The sequence below is a fragment of the Sphingomonas sp. BK069 genome, assembly GCF_014193405.1.
Taxonomy (GTDB): Bacteria; Pseudomonadota; Alphaproteobacteria; order Sphingomonadales; family Sphingomonadaceae; genus Sphingomonas.
Genome location: NZ_JACHZH010000005.1, coordinates 65500 through 82485 on the forward strand (window position 1 = coordinate 65500; position 16986 = coordinate 82485).

At 73.3% G+C, this 16986-nt stretch carries 18 protein-coding genes and 1 pseudogene; 4 read left to right on the plus strand and 15 right to left on the minus strand.

Translation table 11 applies throughout. The features are described from left to right. Positions 1–3: 3 nt before the first annotated feature. From tolR to FHY02_RS15740, 5 genes are all read right to left on the minus strand, one after another. Positions 4–435, minus strand: coding sequence for a protein TolR (gene tolR / locus FHY02_RS15720; RefSeq protein ID WP_183923872.1), 432 nt, complete (start codon positions 433–435; stop codon positions 4–6). 12 nt (positions 436–447) lie between these two features. Next, the gene (gene tolQ, locus FHY02_RS15725) at positions 448–1140 is read right to left on the minus strand and encodes a protein TolQ (RefSeq protein ID WP_183923874.1); all 693 of its coding nucleotides are present in this window, start codon (positions 1138–1140) and stop codon (positions 448–450) included. Then, the gene (locus tag FHY02_RS15730; protein ID WP_183923876.1) at positions 1137–1637 is read right to left on the minus strand and encodes a YbgC/FadM family acyl-CoA thioesterase; all 501 of its coding nucleotides are present in this window, start codon (positions 1635–1637) and stop codon (positions 1137–1139) included. Before FHY02_RS15730 ends, tolQ begins: the two co-directional genes overlap by 4 nt. Positions 1638–1861: 224 nt before the next feature. Continuing rightward, on the minus strand, positions 1862–2356 hold the full coding sequence (locus FHY02_RS15735; RefSeq protein WP_183923878.1) for an asparaginase domain-containing protein: 495 nt from the start codon (positions 2354–2356) through the stop codon (positions 1862–1864). After that, entirely contained in the window at positions 2353–4401 is a 2049-nt protein-coding gene (locus FHY02_RS15740; protein WP_183923880.1) for a M3 family metallopeptidase, read from the minus strand. Before FHY02_RS15740 ends, FHY02_RS15735 begins: the two co-directional genes overlap by 4 nt. A 180-nt stretch (positions 4402–4581) precedes the next feature. Here FHY02_RS15740 and FHY02_RS15745 point away from each other — a divergent pair, with 180 nt between their 5' ends. From FHY02_RS15745 to FHY02_RS15755, 3 genes are all read left to right on the plus strand, one after another. Further along, on the plus strand, positions 4582–6804 hold the full coding sequence (locus FHY02_RS15745; protein ID WP_221198690.1) for a TonB-dependent hemoglobin/transferrin/lactoferrin family receptor: 2223 nt from the start codon (positions 4582–4584) through the stop codon (positions 6802–6804). 12 nt (positions 6805–6816) lie between these two features. Then, positions 6817–7791, plus strand: coding sequence for a DUF6607 family protein (locus FHY02_RS15750; protein ID WP_183923884.1), 975 nt, complete (start codon positions 6817–6819; stop codon positions 7789–7791). Positions 7792–7933: 142 nt separating this feature from the next. Further along, positions 7934–8617 (plus strand): hypothetical protein, encoded by a 684-nt coding sequence (locus FHY02_RS15755; protein ID WP_183923886.1) that lies wholly within the window; start codon positions 7934–7936, stop codon positions 8615–8617. A gap of 36 nt (positions 8618–8653) precedes the next feature. Here FHY02_RS15755 and FHY02_RS15760 read toward each other — a convergent pair whose 3' ends face one another. The 3 genes from FHY02_RS15760 to FHY02_RS15770 form a co-directional block, all read right to left on the minus strand. Beyond that, on the minus strand, positions 8654–9961 hold the full coding sequence (locus FHY02_RS15760; protein WP_183923888.1) for a PepSY domain-containing protein: 1308 nt from the start codon (positions 9959–9961) through the stop codon (positions 8654–8656). Between the two features lie 172 nt (positions 9962–10133). Then, the gene (locus FHY02_RS15765) at positions 10134–10520 is read right to left on the minus strand and encodes a hypothetical protein (RefSeq protein WP_183923890.1); all 387 of its coding nucleotides are present in this window, start codon (positions 10518–10520) and stop codon (positions 10134–10136) included. Between the two features lie 219 nt (positions 10521–10739). Next, the gene (locus FHY02_RS15770) at positions 10740–11669 is read right to left on the minus strand and encodes a LysR family transcriptional regulator (protein WP_183923892.1); all 930 of its coding nucleotides are present in this window, start codon (positions 11667–11669) and stop codon (positions 10740–10742) included. A 113-nt stretch (positions 11670–11782) separates the two neighbouring features. On the opposite strand from FHY02_RS15770, the gene FHY02_RS15775 reads away from it, so the two are divergent. Beyond that, the gene (locus tag FHY02_RS15775) at positions 11783–12481 is read left to right on the plus strand and encodes a pirin family protein (protein WP_183923894.1); all 699 of its coding nucleotides are present in this window, start codon (positions 11783–11785) and stop codon (positions 12479–12481) included. A 48-nt stretch (positions 12482–12529) separates the two neighbouring features. Here FHY02_RS15775 and virB11 read toward each other — a convergent pair whose 3' ends face one another. The 7 genes and pseudogenes from virB11 to FHY02_RS15810 all read right to left on the minus strand — a co-directional run bounded on the left by virB11 (position 12530) and on the right by FHY02_RS15810 (position 16735). Then, positions 12530–13504 (minus strand): P-type DNA transfer ATPase VirB11, encoded by a 975-nt coding sequence (virB11, locus tag FHY02_RS15780; RefSeq protein ID WP_183923897.1) that lies wholly within the window; start codon positions 13502–13504, stop codon positions 12530–12532. Next, a complete protein-coding gene (locus FHY02_RS23345; protein WP_311731859.1) occupies positions 13501–14649 on the minus strand; it encodes a TrbI/VirB10 family protein in 1149 nt (382 codons plus the stop codon). Before FHY02_RS23345 ends, virB11 begins: the two co-directional genes overlap by 4 nt. Beyond that, entirely contained in the window at positions 14646–15377 is a 732-nt protein-coding gene (locus FHY02_RS15790) for a virB8 family protein (RefSeq protein WP_183923899.1), read from the minus strand. Before FHY02_RS15790 ends, FHY02_RS23345 begins: the two co-directional genes overlap by 4 nt. 26 nt (positions 15378–15403) lie before the next feature. Further along, positions 15404–15718, minus strand: a complete 315-nt coding sequence (locus tag FHY02_RS15795) for a hypothetical protein (protein WP_183923901.1) — start codon at positions 15716–15718, stop codon at positions 15404–15406. A gap of 224 nt (positions 15719–15942) precedes the next feature. Continuing rightward, positions 15943–16149: pseudogene (locus FHY02_RS15800) on the minus strand (hypothetical protein); the annotation flags it as partial. Further along, the gene (locus FHY02_RS15805) at positions 16128–16412 is read right to left on the minus strand and encodes a VirB3 family type IV secretion system protein (RefSeq protein WP_183923903.1); all 285 of its coding nucleotides are present in this window, start codon (positions 16410–16412) and stop codon (positions 16128–16130) included. The gene FHY02_RS15805 and the pseudogene FHY02_RS15800, both read right to left, overlap by 22 nt. Positions 16413–16414: 2 nt before the next feature. Beyond that, positions 16415–16735, minus strand: a complete 321-nt coding sequence (locus tag FHY02_RS15810) for a TrbC/VirB2 family protein (protein WP_311721474.1) — start codon at positions 16733–16735, stop codon at positions 16415–16417. Positions 16736–16986 lie beyond the last annotated feature (251 nt).

Here is a 16986-nt window from a genome sequence, read left to right on the forward strand (position 1 = left end):
GCGTCAGTCCTCGCCGACCGTGACGAGCGCGACGCGGTTGAGCCCGGCGCGGTTGAGCTCGCCCATCACGCGCATCACGCGGCCATAGTCGAGCCCGCGGTCGGCGCGCAGGAAGACCTGCGGCGGCTGGCCTTCCGTTCCCTTCGCGGCAATGGCGGCGAGCCGCGACGGCAGCGCGTCGGCGGGCACCTCCTCCTTGGCGACGAAGATACGGCCCTGCTGGTCGAGCGAGATCTCGGTCGGCTGCTGGTCCTGGTCGAGCGGCTTGGCGCGGCTGTCGGGCAGGTTCACCGGCACGCCCTGGGTCAGCAGCGGCGCGGTGACCATGAAGATGATCAGCAGCACCAGCATGACGTCGACCAGCGGCGTCACGTTGATCTCCGCCATCGGCGCCTTGCGGCCCTTGCCGCGGCTGGAGGGGAGGTTCATCGCCATGTGCGTTAGCCCTCAGCGCTCGCCGTCGAGCTGGCGCGACAGCGTGGCGTGGAAGCCGTCGGCGAAGCGGTTGAGCCGCGCCTCGATGCGGTTGATCGCATGGCCGAAGCGATTGTAGGCGATCACCGCGGGGATCGCCGCGAACAGCCCGATCGCGGTGGCGAACAGCGCCTCGGCAATGCCCGGCGCCACCACCGAGAGGCTGGTGTTCTGCTGGCTCGCAATCGCGGTGAAGCTGCGCATGATGCCCCAGACGGTGCCGAACAGCCCGACGAACGGCGCCACCGAGCCGACCGTGGCGAGCACGTTGAGCCGGTCCGAGATGTCGTCGATCTCCTTGGCCACCGCCGCGCCCATGACGGTGCCGAGCCGCTCGCGCGTGCCGTCGCGGTCGATCACGTTGCCGTGGGTGGAACGGCGCCACTCGGTGACGCCCGCGGCGAGCACGCGCGCGGACGGCAGGTCGCTCTGGCCGTTGCTCTTGTAGAAGGCGTCGATGTCGTCCGCCTTCCAGAAGTCGCGCTCGAACTGCGCGCTCTTCTTCTTGGTGCGGCCGAGCTTGAGCCAGAAGCCGATGATGATCGCCCAGGTCCAGATACTGGCGAGCAGCAGCCCGAGCATCACGCCCTTCACCACCCAGTCGGCCTGGAGGAACAGCGCGATCGGCGACAGCGTCGCGGCGTCGGTCTGCAAGATCGGATTCACGGCGTCTCTTCCCCTGTGGTGTCGACCGTCGCGGTATCCGCCGCGGCGGTGGCGGCGAGGCGGCGGAACTGCTCGAGCCAGGCCGCCGGCTGGCGCCGCGGCCGACCGTCGGCGCCGACCAGCGCCGCGGTGACCTCTGCCCGCGCCAGCATTTCCGCGCCGCGCCTGACTGTCTGATGAATGACCACGCTGGCGGCGCGCGCCTGCGCGACCTCGCTCTCGACCAGCAGCGCGTCGCCGAGCCGCGCGGGCGCGGCGTAGCGGATGTGCAGGTCGGCGATGGCATAGGCGCCGCCGCCCGCCTCGTGATGCGCGCGCTGGTCGATGCCGGCGACGTGGAGCATGTCGGAGCGGGCGCGCTCCATGTAGCGCAGGTAATTGGCGTGGTAGACCACGCCGGAGAGATCGGTGTCCTCGAAATAGACGCGCAGCGGGAAGAGATGCACCCTCCCCGCGAACCGCCCCTCTGCTGGCTGATCGTGCACGCCCGCCGTCATGGCTGAGGCTGGTAACCGATGCGCCGGGGGGTGGGAACCCCGCATGGGCGTGACGTGGGTCAGCTGGGGGGGCTTGATCCTCCCCTGCAAGGGGAGGTGGCAGGCCGCAGGCCTGACGGAGGGGTGTCGACGCTGGTGAGGGAGAATGTCCTCACGACTGTTTACACCCCTCCGTCAGCGCTTCGCGCTGCCACCTCCCCTTTCAGGGGAGGATGAGTCAGCGTTCACCTCGCCACGAAGCTGTTGACCGAGCGGTCCTTGCGTACCCTGGCGCCGTCGAACACCGTGCCGTTCATCGCGATCCACACGCCGGGCGCGGCGGTCTGCGCCGCGGCCACCGCCATGCCGAGGTTGAACGGCGCGTCGCTGTCGGCGAAGCGCGCCGGCGCCAGCGCGCCGACCAGCACGATCGTCTTGCCCGCGACCCCCGCCCCCGCCGCCAGCAGCGCCGCGGCGGTGTCGGTCATCGTGTCGGTACCGTGCGTGATCACCGCGCGCGTCTCGGGCGCCGCCGCCACGGCCGCGACGATCGCGGCGCGGTCGGCGTCGGTGAGGTCGAGGCTGTCCTTGCGCAGCAGCTCCACCACGCGGAACGGCAGCGCCACGCGCGCCTGGCGCAGCACGCGCTCCACCACGCTGTCGCCGATCTGATATTCGCTCAGCGCGTCGAAATAGAGCTTGTCGATCGTGCCGCCGGTAGTGACGACGAGCAGGCTCACGCCTCCCCCTCAACACCTTCGAGAAGGCCGTGGCGCGCCAGCATCGCCGCCGGGTCCGGGTCGCGCCCGCGGAAGGCACGGAAGCTCTCCGCCGCGGGCCGCGTCGCGCCGCGCGCCAGCACTTCCTCGCGCAGCGCGGTGCCGGTGGCGCGATCGACCAGCCCGCTCTCGGCGAACTTGCCGAAACCGTCCGCGGCCAGCACCTCGGCCCAGAGATAGCTGTAATAGCCCGAGGCATAGCCGCCCGCGAAGATATGCGCGAAGCCGTGCGGGAAGCGGTGCCATTCGGGCGGGCGGATCACCGCCACCTCGTCGCGCACCGCCTCGATCACCTCCATCGGGTCGCTGCCGAGCGTGCCGAGGTGGAGCAGCAGGTCGAACAGCGCGAACTCGAGCTGGCGGACGATGAACAGCCCCGATTGGAAGCGCCGCGCCGCCACCATCTTCTCGAACAGCGCGGGCGGCAGCGGCGCGCCCGTCGCGTGATGCCCCGACATGCCGGTGAGGATGTCGCGGTCCCAGGCGAAATCCTCCATCAGCTGGCTCGGCAGCTCCACCGCGTCCCACTCGAACCCGCTCGTCCCCGCGATCGAGGGGCGGTCGACGCGCGTGAACAGGTGGTGGATGCAGTGGCCGGTCTCGTGCAGCAGCGTCACCACGTCGTTGTGGCTCAGCAGCGAGGGCGCGTCGGGGCTCTTGGGCGCGAAGTTGCAGACGAGATAGGCGACCGGCACGCGGACATTGTTGCCGTCGCGCAGCCGCGGGCGCGCCTGCGCCATCCACGCGCCGCCGCGCTTGCCCGGGCGCGCGTGGAGGTCGAGGTACAGGCCGGCGAAGGTCTCGCCCGCGTCGTCGACCACGTCGTAGTAAGTGGCGTCGGCGTGATAGGTGGCGACGTCGTCCCGCGCGACCAGCTTGAGGCCGAACAGCCGCCCGAGCAACGCCTGCCAGCCCGCGGTGACGCGCTCGACCGGGAAATAGCCGCGCACCTCCTGCTCGTCGACCGCGTAGCGCGCCTGGCGCAGCCGGTTGGCGGCGAAGCCCGCGTCCCACGGCTCGAGCCGGTCGAGCCCGAGCGTGTCGCGCGCGAACGCCTCCAGCGCGTCGCGGTCGCGCTGCGCGGCGGGGCGCGCGCGGCGGGCGAGGTCGCGCAGGAAGGTCAGCACCTCCCCCGCGTTGGGCGCCATCTTGGTGGCGAGCGACCATTCCACCGGATCGGTGAAGCCCAGCAACCCCGCCGCCTCGCGGCGCAAGGCGAGGATGCGCGCGATCCGCGGGCCGTTGTCGAACTGGCCCGCGTTCGGCTCCTGGTCGGACGCGCGCGTGCCATAGGCGCGGTACACCGCCTCGCGCAGGTCGCGGTCCTCGGCGAACGTCAGCACCGCGGTGACGCTCGGCTGCTGCAGCGTGACGAGCCAGCCGTCCTGCCCCTTGGCCCTGGCGGCGGCGGCGAACATCGCCTTGTCCGCGTCGGACAGGCCGGCGAGCCGCGCCTCGTCCGCGATCGCGAGCGTCCAGGCGTCGGTGGCGTCGAGCAACGCGCTGCCGAACTCGGTCGAGAGCGCGGAGAGCTCGACCGAGATCGCGGCGAAGCGCTCGCGCTTCTCGGCGTCGAGCGCGACGCCGGCGAGGCGGAAGTCGCGCACCGCATGTTCCACCGCGACACGGTCCTGCCGCGGCAGCGCGGCGAAGGCGGCCGACGCCTCCAGCGCGGTGAGCACCTCGTAGAGGTCGCGGTTCTGCGCGACCTTCATGCTGTGCTCGACCAGCTTCTCCTGCCCGGCGGCATGCGCGGCGCGCAGCTCGGGCGTGTCGGCGACGCCGCGCAGGTGCGACACCGCCGACCACAGAGCGTCGATCGCCGCCTCGGCGCGCTCGAGCGGGAGCCAGGCGGCGGCGAAGTCGGTCGGGCGTTCGCGCGTGACGGTGGCGACCGCTTCGGCGTGGCGCGCGATCGCGGCGTCGAGCGCGCGGGCGATGGTGGCGGGGGTCAGCGCGGCATAGTCGGGCAGCGCGATCGGGTCGAGCAGGTCGGTGTCGGTCATCACCCGCGATGATAGGGACGGCGGGAGCGGCTTGCCAGAGTGGCGCCGCGATTCCGGGTCGCGAGGCGAGTCGCGACCGCTGCCGGCCCGCCCGCTCGACCGACCGCCAAAGGCTTACCCGCCCGCCCTTGCGTGATGCGAACGACTCGCACTAGCAGTGCGCGTGAAAGGGGATCGCGCGTGAGGGGGAGTTATCAACCATGGTTCGGCGCCGCCGCCGCGGCGGCACTGGCGGGCGGCGCGCCGTCGGCGGACGCGGCACCGACCCCGCCGGCAAGCGACGCGCCCGCCGAGGTCACCGTGACCGCGACGCGCACGGCGACGCCGGCGGAGGACGTGCCGGTCACCGTTACCGTGATCGGTGCGGAGACGATCGCTGACCAGCTCGCCGGCGGGATCAAGGCGCTGGTACGCTACGAACCGGGCGCCTCGGTGCGGCGCGCGCCGGCGCGCTTCAGCGCGGCGGGGAGCAGCACGGGGCGCGACCGCGACAGCGGCTTCACCGTTCGCGGGCTCGACGGCAATCGCGTGATGATCACGGTGGACGGCGTGCGCGTGCCCGATGCTTTCGGTTTCGGGGCGCAGTCGGTCGGCCGTGGCGACTATGTCGATCTCGACCTGATCCGCTCGGTCGAGCTGCTGCGCGGCCCGGCCTCGGCGTTGTACGGCAGCGACGGCGTCGCCGGTGCGGTGAGCTTCATCACCAAGGATCCGGCCGACCTGCTCGCGGCGGACGCCCGCGTCGGCGGCGGCGCGCGGATCGGCTATGACGGGTCGGACGCGAGCTGGACCAAGGGGCTGACGGTCGCCGGGCGAGACGGCGCACTGTCGGCGGGGCTGGCCTATACCCGCCGCGACGGCCATGCCCCGCGCAACCGGGGCAGCGACACCAGCGCCTCGCCGCTCCGCACCGCGCCCGATCCGCAGGACAGCGCGTCGGACGCGCTGCTCGCACGGCTCGCCTGGACGCCGGGCGCGCGCAGCCGCGTGCGGCTGACCTATGAGCGGCTCGCCTCGACCGTCGCCACCGACGTGCTGAGCGCGCACGCACTGCCGCCGCTCACCGCGCGATCGGTGATCGGGCTGACCGCGCTCGACCGGCTCGGACGCGCGCGCGGCACGATCGATTATGCCTATCAGGGCAGCGGGGCGCTCGGCGGCATCCGCGCCGCCGCCTATGTCCAGAGCAGCACCAGCGCGCAGAACAGCTGGGAGGACCGCCTCGCGGCGCCTGACCGCGTGCGCCGCAACCTGTTCGACAATGCGCTGTACGGCGGGCTGCTCCAGCTCGACTCGCGCGCGACGACCGGCGGCATCACCCACCGTCTCGTCTATGGCGCCGACTATGCGCATCTGCGCCAGCGCGGGCTGCGCGACGGGCTGGTGCCGCCGGCCGGGGATCATTTCCCGACGCGCGCCTTCCCCACCACCGACGACGCGCATCTCGGCCTGTTCGCGCAGGACGAGATCGCACTGGCGGGCGGCGCGCTGACGCTGTTCCCCGCGCTGCGCCACGACCGTTACGCGCTGACGCCCCGCGTTGACCCGCTCTTCACCGCCTTCGCGGCCCGGTCGCAGCACGGCGCGCGCTGGACGCCGCGGCTGGGCGCGGTGGCGCGGGCGGGCGCGCTGGTGCGACTGTTCGCCAACTACAGCGAGGGCTTTCGCCCGCCCGAGCCGAGCCAGGTCAACAACGGCTTCGTCAACCCGGTGGCCCATTACAGCTCGCAGCCCAACCCCGCGCTCCGCCCCGAGACGAGCCGCAGCGTCGAGGCCGGCACCCGGCTGGTGGCGCCGCGCTGGTCGCTGAGCGGGACGGTATTCGACAGCCGCTTCCGCGACTTCATCGACCAGGCGCTGGTCGGCGGCCGGTTCACCGCGGCCGACCCGGCGGTATATCGCTACATCAACCGCTATCGCGTGACGATCCGCGGCGTCGAGGCGAAGGGCGAGTGGCGCCTCGACGGCGGTGCCGGGCTCCACGCCGCCGCGGCCTATGCGCGCGGGCGGACACGCGCGCCCACCGCACCCGACGCGCTGCCGCTCGACAGCGTCGACCCGTTCACGCTGGTCACCGGGCTGTTCTACCGCCCCGACGACGCGGTGCTCAGCGGTGCGATCGACCTCACCCATGCCGCACACAAGCATGCCGGCGACGTCACGCCGACCTGCGGGGACGGCAGCGAGCGCTGCTTCACTCCGCCCGGCTTCTGGGTGCTCGACGCCACCGCCGCGCTGGCGCTGCGCGGCGGCGCGACGCTGCGCGCGGGCGTCTTCAACCTCACCGACCGGCGCTATTTCCGCTGGAGCGACGTGCGCGACCTCGCCGCCGACGCGTCCGCGCGCGACGCCTACTCGCAGGCCGGACGCACCGCCGCCGTGTCGCTCACCCAGCGTTTCTGAAGGAGTCGCCCGATGCTGTCCCCGCTGCTCGCCCCCGCGCTCGCGCTCGCGACGCCCGCGCTGGCGTCCGTCGCCGTGCCGACCGCCGTCGCGTCGCCCGATGCGCCGCTCTACGGCGACGAGGCGCGTGACCGGCGCTCGATCCTCGCCATGGCGGGCGCCTTTGATGTCACCTTCGACCTGCGCGAGACGGTGGCGCTGGTGCCCGGCTACACCTTGCTCCCGTCCAAGCCGGTCCATGCGCAGGAAGTGGTGCGCGTCGCCGAGGACACGCCGCGGCAGATCGTGCTGCAACATCTGCTCGTGCTCCGCGGGCGAGACGGGCCGGCGCGCGTCATCAAACATTGGCGGCAGGACTGGCGCTACGAGCCCGCGACCGTGCTGCGCAACACGGGTCCGAACCGCTGGGCGGAGCGCGCCCTCTCCGCCGAGGCGCGACGGGGCGCCTGGTCGCAGACGGTGTGGCAGGTCGACGACTCGCCGCGTTACGGCGGGGTCGGGCGCTGGCGCTACGACGGCGGGGTGGCGCGCTGGACCAGCGACGAGACGCGGCGCCCGCTCGCGCGCCGCGACGCCGAGCGCGACCCGCCCGATGACCATTATGTCGGCGTCAACCGTCACCTGCTCACCCCGGCCGGCTGGGTACAGGAGCAGGACAATACCAAGCTCGCCACGCACGACGACACGCCGGTCGCGATCGCGCACGAGGTGGGGGTCAACGCCTATGCGAGATCGGGCTCCATACCGGTCGCGCCCGCCAACGATTATTGGGCGAAGACCGCGAGATTTTGGGCCGGCGTGCGTGCCGCCTGGGCAGCGGCGATCGAGGCCGCAGGCGGGCTGACGCTCGACGCCGCCCCCATGCCGCAGGTGAGCGGCGCCAAGGGGCTGACCGAGCTCGCGGATGAGGTCGCACGCGGCGAGCGATCGCCCGATCAGGCGCTGGCGTCGGCCCGTGCGGTGATCGCGCGGCGGGCGGCGCAATGAGGCGCCGACCCGGGCGATAACATCGGTCGACGCGTCCCGCCGCTCGCGTCCGAGGCAAGGTGGCGAGGTTTGTCGGTCAGGTCGCGCCGGTCGAGCGCGACCGGTCTATGATGAGAGGTCTTCTTAGGAGGCCAGCGGCATCATGCTCACCGCCCTCGTCCTGCTGCTCGGATCGTTCGCGACCGGGGCGCCTGCTGTCTCGCCTCACGCGGCCGCCGCGCACGACGATCGCGCACACGCGACGGCGGTGTTGACCGCCGCGTTCGCGCGACTGCTGCCGCCCACCGCCATGCCGCCGCGGGTGACCCTTTCCGACGCGGCCGTGGCGGCGCCGTTCGTGCGCCGCGAGGCGGACGCGGTCATCGTCGATGCGCGCGTGGCCGAACTGATCCGCACCCCGCCGGAGGCGCTCGCCTTCGCCGCGCTCGCGCTGGGTCACGACGACGACGGCGCCGCGGGGACGCCGTCGACCCCGGGCATCGACCTCCGCACCGTCGCGGCGGCGCTGGCGGTCGGCGCGGCGGGTGACCGGCTCGATCGCTCCGGGCCAGCCGAGACGCCCGACGATCGACGTGCCCGGCGCCGCTACGATTGGACGCCGCCACCGACGGAGCGGCTGAGCGCCTCGGCCGCGGCGGCGCGGCGCGCGGTCGCGCTGCTCACCGGCGCGGGGGGCTGCACCTCCCCGCTGGTGGCGCTGCTCCGCCGTATGGCCGCGACGGAACGCGAGCCGGGAGGTCAGCCCGCGGCGCTGTTCGCGCGACAGGTGCTGGGTAACCTGGGCACGATCGCCTATCCGCCCGACGATTCCTGTCTCCGGCCATGATGTCCTCGGCCTGACGATCCCGCCGTCACCGCCCCCTCACTCCGCCGCGACGAGCCGTCGCGCGCCGCTCCGAACTCGCCAGCGCCACGCCGCCTGCGCCGCGAGAGCCGCCACCATCGTCAGCCCGGTCAGCGGGAAGAGCAGCCCCGCGACGCCCATGATCGCGACCAGCCCGGCGCCGCTCTGCCCCGGCGGCGCACCCAGGCGCCCGCGCGGGCGGCGCTTCCACCACATCACGGGCGCGCTCGCGCACAGCAGCGCCAGCGCGGCGCAGGCGGCGAGCATCACCAGCCGGTTGGGCTCGCCATATTGCTTGCCCTGGTGGACCGCGGCGCTCCACTCGATCACGCGCGCGGCGCCGCCGAACTCGTCGAAGCGCACGTCCTGCAGCACGCGCCCGTCGCCCGCGTCGACGTAGATCACATGCGCCGCCTGCGCCGGCCCGAGATTGGCGCTGACCAGCCACGGTGTGCCCGAAGCGGCGGGCCAGGTCAGCGTATAGTCGCGCGTCACGCCGTGCCGCGCCGCCGCGGCGAGCGCCTGGTCGGCGGTAATCGTGGCGCCGCCGTGAGTCGCGCCCCCGTGCGCCGAGCCGTGCGGCATCGGCCGCTGCTGCAGCGACCAGGGCAGATCGTGCTGCGCGTGCTCGAGCGCGGGCGCGACCGGCGCGGCCGGACGCCCCCAGCCCGCCCCCGCCACCGCGGCCTGGACGTTGCGGCCCCACACCGCGCTCCACGGCAGCCCGCTGAGCGAGAGGAACAGGATCACCGCGCCCGCCACCAGCCCGGTCGAGGCGTGGAGGTCGCGCCAGAACAGCCGCTTGGCGGGCGAACCGCGGACGCCGATCGCGGGCGCGCGGCCGCGCTGCCACCACAGGTACAGCCCGCTCAGCACCAGCACGATCGACCAGCCCGCCGCGATCTCGATCAGCCAATTGCCGACCCAGCCGGTCAGCGCGAGGCTGTGGAGCTTCTTCACCGTCTGCATCACCCCGCCCGGCGTCGTGGTGCCGGCAATCCGCGCGTCGCCCGGGTCGACGAAGGCCATTCGGGTGGCACCCTCGGGCAGGGCATAGGTGATCCGCCACGCCTCGTCGTCGCGCGCGGGACGGAGCAGCTGGACGACGCGGCCGCCGGTCTGGCGCTCGACGCGCGCCGTCAGCGTGCCGGCCGACAAAGGTGCGCCGGGGGCGGTAGCGCGCAGCCAGTCGCCGTAGACGACGCGCTCCAGCTCGGGCTTGTAGAGATAGAGCGAGCCCGTCACCGCGAGCCACAGCAGGAAGGGGAGCGTGAGCAGGCCGGCGAAGAAATGCCAGCGCCACACCGCGCGATACAGGTCCGCCATCGTCACCGCTCCGCTTGGACGGTGCGCGACGTAGCGCAGAGATGGTTAACAACGCGCTCACCGGGGCGCGTACGGCAGGAAGCGACGGTCATCGCGGACAATCCCTCGTGCGCGCGCGGCGCTGGGCACGCGCGCGGCTTGGTCGGGCACCGGCGCGCGCGCCGGCGACGGGTCAGGCGACGAGGGCGAGCGGCGGCGCGCGCAGCGGCGGGCGCCACCGCGGCGGCGCACGCGGGGCGGCGACGGCGCGCCGCCGCGGGGCCGGCGTCGCGGCGGCCAGCGCGGTCACCGCCGGCGGCACCGTCGCGGCGGCGACCGCGAGCGGCGTGGTAAGCGCGGCGAAGGCGCAAGGCTGTTCGGGCGCCCGGTGGTGGGCGGGAGAGCGGTCATGCCGGTGGTGCGCCACCGGCGCGACACCGGGGCAGGCGACCAGCGCGAGCGGCCGGGCCGGGCTCAGCATATAGCCGGCGGGGACGAGCAGCCGCACCGCGAGCGCCGCCACCACCAGCCACAGGGCCAGGCACGGGCTGTTCGCGAGGAGTCGGCGCAGCGACGTCACGCCGGCGGGACTAGGCGCGTCGCGGGGGCGACGCAACGACGTCGATCAGCACGGGACCGGGAGAGAAGCAGATCCTCCCCGCTCGCGGGGAGGGGGACCGCCCGGCGCAGCCGGGTGGTGGAGGGGGCTCACCACGAAGCACAGCGTTGGCGGAGCGCCCCCTCCACCAGCCTTCGGCTGGTCCCCTCCCCGTGCCGGGGAGGAGTTCAGCTCTCCCCCTCAGATATCCCCCAGCCCCGCCTCCTCGGCGTCGCCGCGCCCCTCTGCGACGAACTGCGTCAGCAGCCACGACGCCGCCGGCCCGGGTGGCGAGTCGCGGCGCCAGATCGTGCCGAAGCGGTAGATGCCGCCGGGATGATCGGGCAGCGCCAGCCGCACCAACGTACCCGCGAGCAGGTCGTCCGCCACCATCGGCAGCGGCATGTTGCCCCAGCCGATCCCCTCGCGCAGCAGCGCGTGCTTGGCGCCGAGGTCGGCGAGCCGCCACGTCTGGCGGCTTACCACCGCGAAGTCGCGCCCCTCGGTGAAGCGCGACCGGTCGCTCAGCACCAGCTGCGTGTAGCCGCGCGCCGCGCCCGGCGCGATCGTGGTCATGCGGCCGAGCGGGTGGTCGGGCGCCGCCACCGGCACCATCGCCAGCGCCCCCGCCGCCTCGCACTCCAGCCCCTCCACCCCGGCGGCGAGCGGCCCGGAGACGCCGATCGCGGCGGCGCGGTCGAGCACCATCGCCGCCACGGCGCCGAGCGCCTCGACGTGGAGCCGCAGCGCCACCGTGGGATATTCGCGCGCGAAGCCGCGCAGCACGCGCCCGAGCCGCTCCGCCGGCAGCATCACGTCGACCGCGAGCACCACCTCCGCCTCCAGCCCCTGGAGCAGCCCGCGCGCCTTGGCGCGCAGCCCGTCGATCCCCGCGGCGACCGCTCGCGCCTCGGCGAGCACCGCGCGCCCCGCCTCGGTCAGCACCGGGCGGCGTGTGCCCTCGCGCTCGAACAGCGTCAGGCCGAGCTGCGCCTCCAGATTGGCGACGCCGTAGCTCACCACCGATACCGCGCGGTTGAGCCGGCGCGCCGCCGCGCCGAAGCTGCCCTCGTCGACGATCGCGAGGAAGAGGCGCAGCTGGTCGAAGGTCGGCGTGCCGGGCTCGCTCACTGTTCCACTTCCTCGAACATGACGGACGAATTTATCCGGCTGAACGCGAGGGTCCGCAAGCCCTAGATCATCGCCATGCACCGGCCACCAGCGGCCTAACAGGAGTGAACAGCATGATCGACCTCCGCCCCCTCGCCTCGCTCGGCGGCGCCAACCACGGCTGGCTCGACGCCAAGCACCATTTCTCATTCGGCGGTTACCATGACCCGGCGCGCACCCATTGGGGCAACCTGCGCGTGTGGAACGACGACACGATCGCGCCCAAGACCGGCTTCCCGCCGCACCCGCACCGCGACATGGAGATCATCACCTATGTCCGCGAGGGCGCGATCACGCACCAGGACAATCTCGGCAACGCCGGCCGCACCGAGGCGGGCGACGTCCAGGTGATGAGCGCGGGCACCGGCATCCGCCACGCCGAGTATAACATGGAGGACGTGACCACGCGCATCTTCCAGATCTGGATCGTGCCGACGCGCACCGGCGACCAGCCGCAATGGGGCGCCAAGCCCTTTCCCAAGGGCGAGCGCTCGGGCCAGTTCGTCACGCTCGCCAGCGGCTATGACGGCGACGGCGACGCGCTGCCGATCCGCACCGACGCGCGCGTGGTCGGTGCGACCCTGCGCAAGGGCGAGCGCGCCGACTATCCGCTCGGCCGCGACCGCAAAGCCTATCTGGTGCCCGCCACCGGCGCGGTCGAGATCGACGGCGTGCGGGTCAACGCGCGCGACGGCGCCGCGATCAGCGCGGTCGAGGTGCTGAGCGTCACCGCGCTGGAGGACAGCGAATTGGTGCTGGTCGACGCCGCCTAGGGGGACGCGGCGGCGTGTCCTGTGCTGGGCACGCCGCTCAGGCCCGGTTCAGCGCACGACGAGCTCGGTGACGACCCGACACCCGTCGACCCGGCCGAGCTGGACAAAGACGTGGATCGCGCCGCGGACATAATCGAGCACGTCCGCGCGGCTCAGCCGCGTCCCGCCCTGCAATACCAGGAGCGCGATCTGCTCCACCGCGCCCGCCGCGCTGTCAGCGTGCACCGTCGCCATCGATCCGGGATGGCCGGTGTTGATCGCGCGCAGGAAGGCGACGGCCTCGACGCCGCGCAGCTCGCCCAGGATGATCCTGTCCGGGCGCATCCGCAGCGCGGCGGTGACGAGATCGTCCGCGCTTACCTGCGCCTCGCCCAGCGCGCCGCGCACCGCGACCAGGCCGACGTGATTGGCGTGCGGCGGGCGCAGCTCGGAAACGTCCTCGATCGTGATCAGCCGCTCGTGCGGCGGGATCTCGCGCAGCAGCGCGTCAAGGAAGGTCGTCTTGCCCGACGAGGTCCCGCCCGAGACCAGGATGTTGCGTCGCCGGCGCACGGCCGCGCGCAGCAACCCGGCGATCTCGCCGCGCGCGCGCAGCTCGTCCAGCGCCGCGTCTACCCGAAGCATCGCCCGTGCTTCCGCCAGCGGCGCGAAGGCGCCCGCGGCGGAGAGGTCGTCGAGTGACAGATCGGCGACGACGGGGCGCCGGATCGCGAGCGCCAGCGCGCCGCGTGTCGCCGGCGGCGCGATCACCTGCACCCGCTCGCCGCCCGGCAGCGTCGCCGAGAGCAGCGGGTGCGCCCGGCTGATCCCTTGGTGCGAGAAGGCGGCGACCTGCTCGACCAGTCGCCGCAGCGCCGCCGCGTCGAGCGCGGGCACGTCGAGCCGCTCGGTCGCGCCGCCCAGCGTCTCGATCCACACTTCGCCGGGGCGGTTGACGTAGAGGTCGGTGACGTCCCCGCGCGCCAGCAGCGGCGCCAGCGGGGCGAGGCCGCGGTGCAGATAGCGCCAGCCGTCCTCGCTCACCGCGCCGCTTCCGACTCGGTGAAATCGAGGTCGCGCGCGACGAACACGCCGACGCTGCGCCCGGGCGGCACGCGCAGCGTCGGCACGATGTCGCTTCCCGTGGCCGGCACCGTCGCCGCGACCCTGCTGCCTGCGCCGGGTAGCGCGACGATCACCGGCGAGCGGCTGCCGCGCCCCGCCATGGTGACGCCCAGGTCGAGCACAGACTGGAGGATCGCGCCGCTGAAGCGCTCGAGGAAGTGCGTGTTGACGTCGGCGCGCACCCCGCCGCGGCCGACCGGATCGGCCGCGGGCGAGCCAATCGCGATCGTCACTCCGTCCGGCCGGATCAGCCGCGACCACAGGATCACCGCCCGATTCTGCCCGCGCTGCGTGTCGGAGCCATAGTCGCCGATCAGCCGGCTGCCGCGCGGGATCAGCACGCGCGTCCCGTCGAAGCCGCGCACGTCGCGCTGCACCAGCGCGCGCGCGAAGCCCGGGCTGGTCGAGTCGAAGCCGGTCTCGAGCACCGCCGGGATCAGCGTGCCCTGCGCCACGGTGGTCGCGCGGTTCGCGAGCATCGCGGCGCGCGCGCGGCTGGTCGAGAGCACCGGCTGCCGGCCCGCGCCGTTCTTCTCGTCCGCGGCGGCATCCGTGCCATGGTCGACATCGAGCGGCGCGGACGTGTCGACGATGAGTGCCTGACCCGGCGCGACGCGTGGGGGGGCGGCCGGCGTGGACGGCGTCTTCGCGGGCGCGGGCGCGGGTGTGCCGACGCTCGGCCCGGTCGCCCCGGCGGGGGTGCGCGCGTGAGTTGACACCGCCGGCGCCACCGGCGCCGACATCGGGTGCGGCTCGGGTGCCGACGGAGCAACGGCGCGCGACGGCGCGGGGGTCGGGGGAGCAGGAGGTATCATCAGAGGCGGCGGTGCGGCGACCACCTCCGCCGCCCCGCTCGGCGCCACCGCCGGCACCACCGCCGCGCGCCGCCGCTCCTCGAGCAGTCCGAACAACAGCGCCGCGGCGGCGATCGCGGTCAGCGTGATCGCCCCTGCCGAGAGGCCGGGGCGCGGCCGCGCGACGATCGGCCGCACGTCGCGCTCCCGCGTCGCGGGGTCGAGCGTTGCGCGCGGGTCGCCGCCCGCCGCCTCACGCGCCGCGGTCACGGCAGCGTCATCGTCGGCGGCACGGTCGGCGCTGCGCCCGGCGCGGCAGAAGCGGGCAGCGCCTCCTCGCTGCGGCGATAGCGGCGAACTTGGAAGCCGAGCGGATTGACGAAGCGGTCCGCGGTGCTGAGCGGCTCGCCGGAGAAGCCGTATCGGATCACCGCCACCCAGGGGCGCGCCGGCTGCAGCGTGCCGCCGACGTCGCGTCGTCGGGTGTCGTAGCGCACCAGCGCGACGCCGCTGCCCAGCGGGGTGACGCTCTTGACCTCGACCGCGACGACCGTGGTGCGCGGATACAGCGCGAGCGGGCTCGCCGGATCCGAGGCTTGCATGGCGGTGAGATAATCGGCGCGCGCCTGCCCCACCGACCACAGGCCGACCTTGCGATAGTCGCTCTGCACGGTGTCAACGTCGAAGCCCTCGCGGGCGATGACATATTGCACCAGCAACGATTGCGTCAGCGCGCGGTCGGGGACGACGCGCTCGGCGTCGAAGGGCTTGAGCGCCTGGACGTAGCCGGTCTGGCGATCCACCATCAGCGTGTACGGTACCACCGTCTTGAGCGGCAGCAGCGCGACCAGCGCGAGCGCCTCACACACGGCCACGACCGTCGCTGCCGCGGCGACGAGCCACGCGGTACGGCGCGAGCGGAACAGCGCGTCGCGCCGGTCCTGCGCCCAGCTCGCGCCGTGAGCGAGATGGTCGGGCTGTGCGGACGCGGGCGGCATCGATCGTCCGTGGGCGCTGGGCTGCGTCATCGCGCGTATTCGACGATCGTGATATCCTCGCCGTCCGGCCAGCGCGTACAGGTGTCGCTGCCGAAGACGATCACCTGACGATCAGCAAGAAAGGCCGCCATCAACATGGCGAACTGCGCCTTGCCCGCTTCGGACTTCTCGTCGCGGATAAGCATGTAGGTCTGCGTCGCGCAGGCGGGGCGCGCTCCACGTCCCTCGACCTCGACCATCTGCAGGCCATCGGTTTCGCGCGTGTAGAGCTGGAGGATCTTGCCCGTGACGGAGCTCGCTAGAGCGGCTGCGGGCGCCAACGTCGCAAGGGTGAGCGACATGGCGCCGACGATCCCCGATATCATCTCACGTCGGCGTAACTTCATCGCTTGGCTCCGCTGCCTCATCTCCATCACCGCGCGTCACGCAGGCTGCCGCCGCGGGAGGTGCGCTGCGTCGTGCGCCGCCGGACGCTTTGCCCGATAGCAGTGGTCGCACCCGCCTGCGGCTCGCCAGCGGAGCGTGCGGCGGCACCGCTGATCGCTGCCGCGCGTGTGATCGCACGGTCGCGCAGCCACTTGCGATAGTCGAGCTCGTCGCTGTCGGCGGTCTCGAACAGCAGCCCGCGCAGGTGGATGACTTGGAGCAGCAGCCCGTCGCGCGTCTCCAGCGTGTGCGCGTCGACGTGGCGTGCGTAGGGCAGGTGACTGCCAACCGACCGCTCACGCGCGATGAGGTTCGGGTCGCGCGTCAGGGCCGGTAGGAGTTGCATCGCCAGATCGCGTGGTTGCGCACCCGCGGGCAGCGGCCGACGCGCGCCAGCCACAGGTCGAAAATGCGCGGCTCGCGCACGCACAGCGCCATGCCGGCAAGGCGAATCAGCAGCGCCGCGGCGATCACCCACGCGCCGTGCGAGAGCAGGAACAGCTCGGTCGCGAGCACCGCGTTGGCGGTGAAAAAGCTGTAGGTGACCCCGGCGAACATCTGCGGGCGAGTCAGCGCGACGAACAGCCGGTCACGCTCGATCTCCGCCACGTTCAGCCGCCCAGCGTGGCGGTGGTGCGGATCCCCGCGACGATGCTGGCCGCGCCGAACAGGATGAAGCATCCCAAGATCACGGTGGCCCCGTAGCGCCAGTTTATTCGCCCCGTGAGCATCATGAAGCCGACGACCGCGACCGCGATCACCGCCGCGACCGTGGCCACCGTGCCGAGCAGCGTCCCCTGCAGCCAGTGGACCGCGCCGACGATCGCCCCCGAGCCGGCGGGATCGCTGCCCAGCTCCTGCGCGGCGGCGGTCGACGCGCAACAGAGGAACAGCGCCGTGCCGGTCGCCATCGCCGCTCGCGCTCGTCTCACGCACTCACTCCCACCTACCGCGTCGCCGGACGCCGCACGCCGCGCCCGCGGCCCGCGGTCGGCCGGCGACGGCGTCTCGTTCATTATAGGTGCGGCACATGCGATCGCGGCGGTCGTGGCGCGGAATGATCGGCCGAGCGGGGCGAACAGCGCCGAATGGCTGACGCCGTCCGCTGCCGGGCCGACCCGCGACGCCCCGATCCGCTCGGAGGAGCGGCGGCCAAGTCGCACGACAGCCCCGCCGGCTCGAT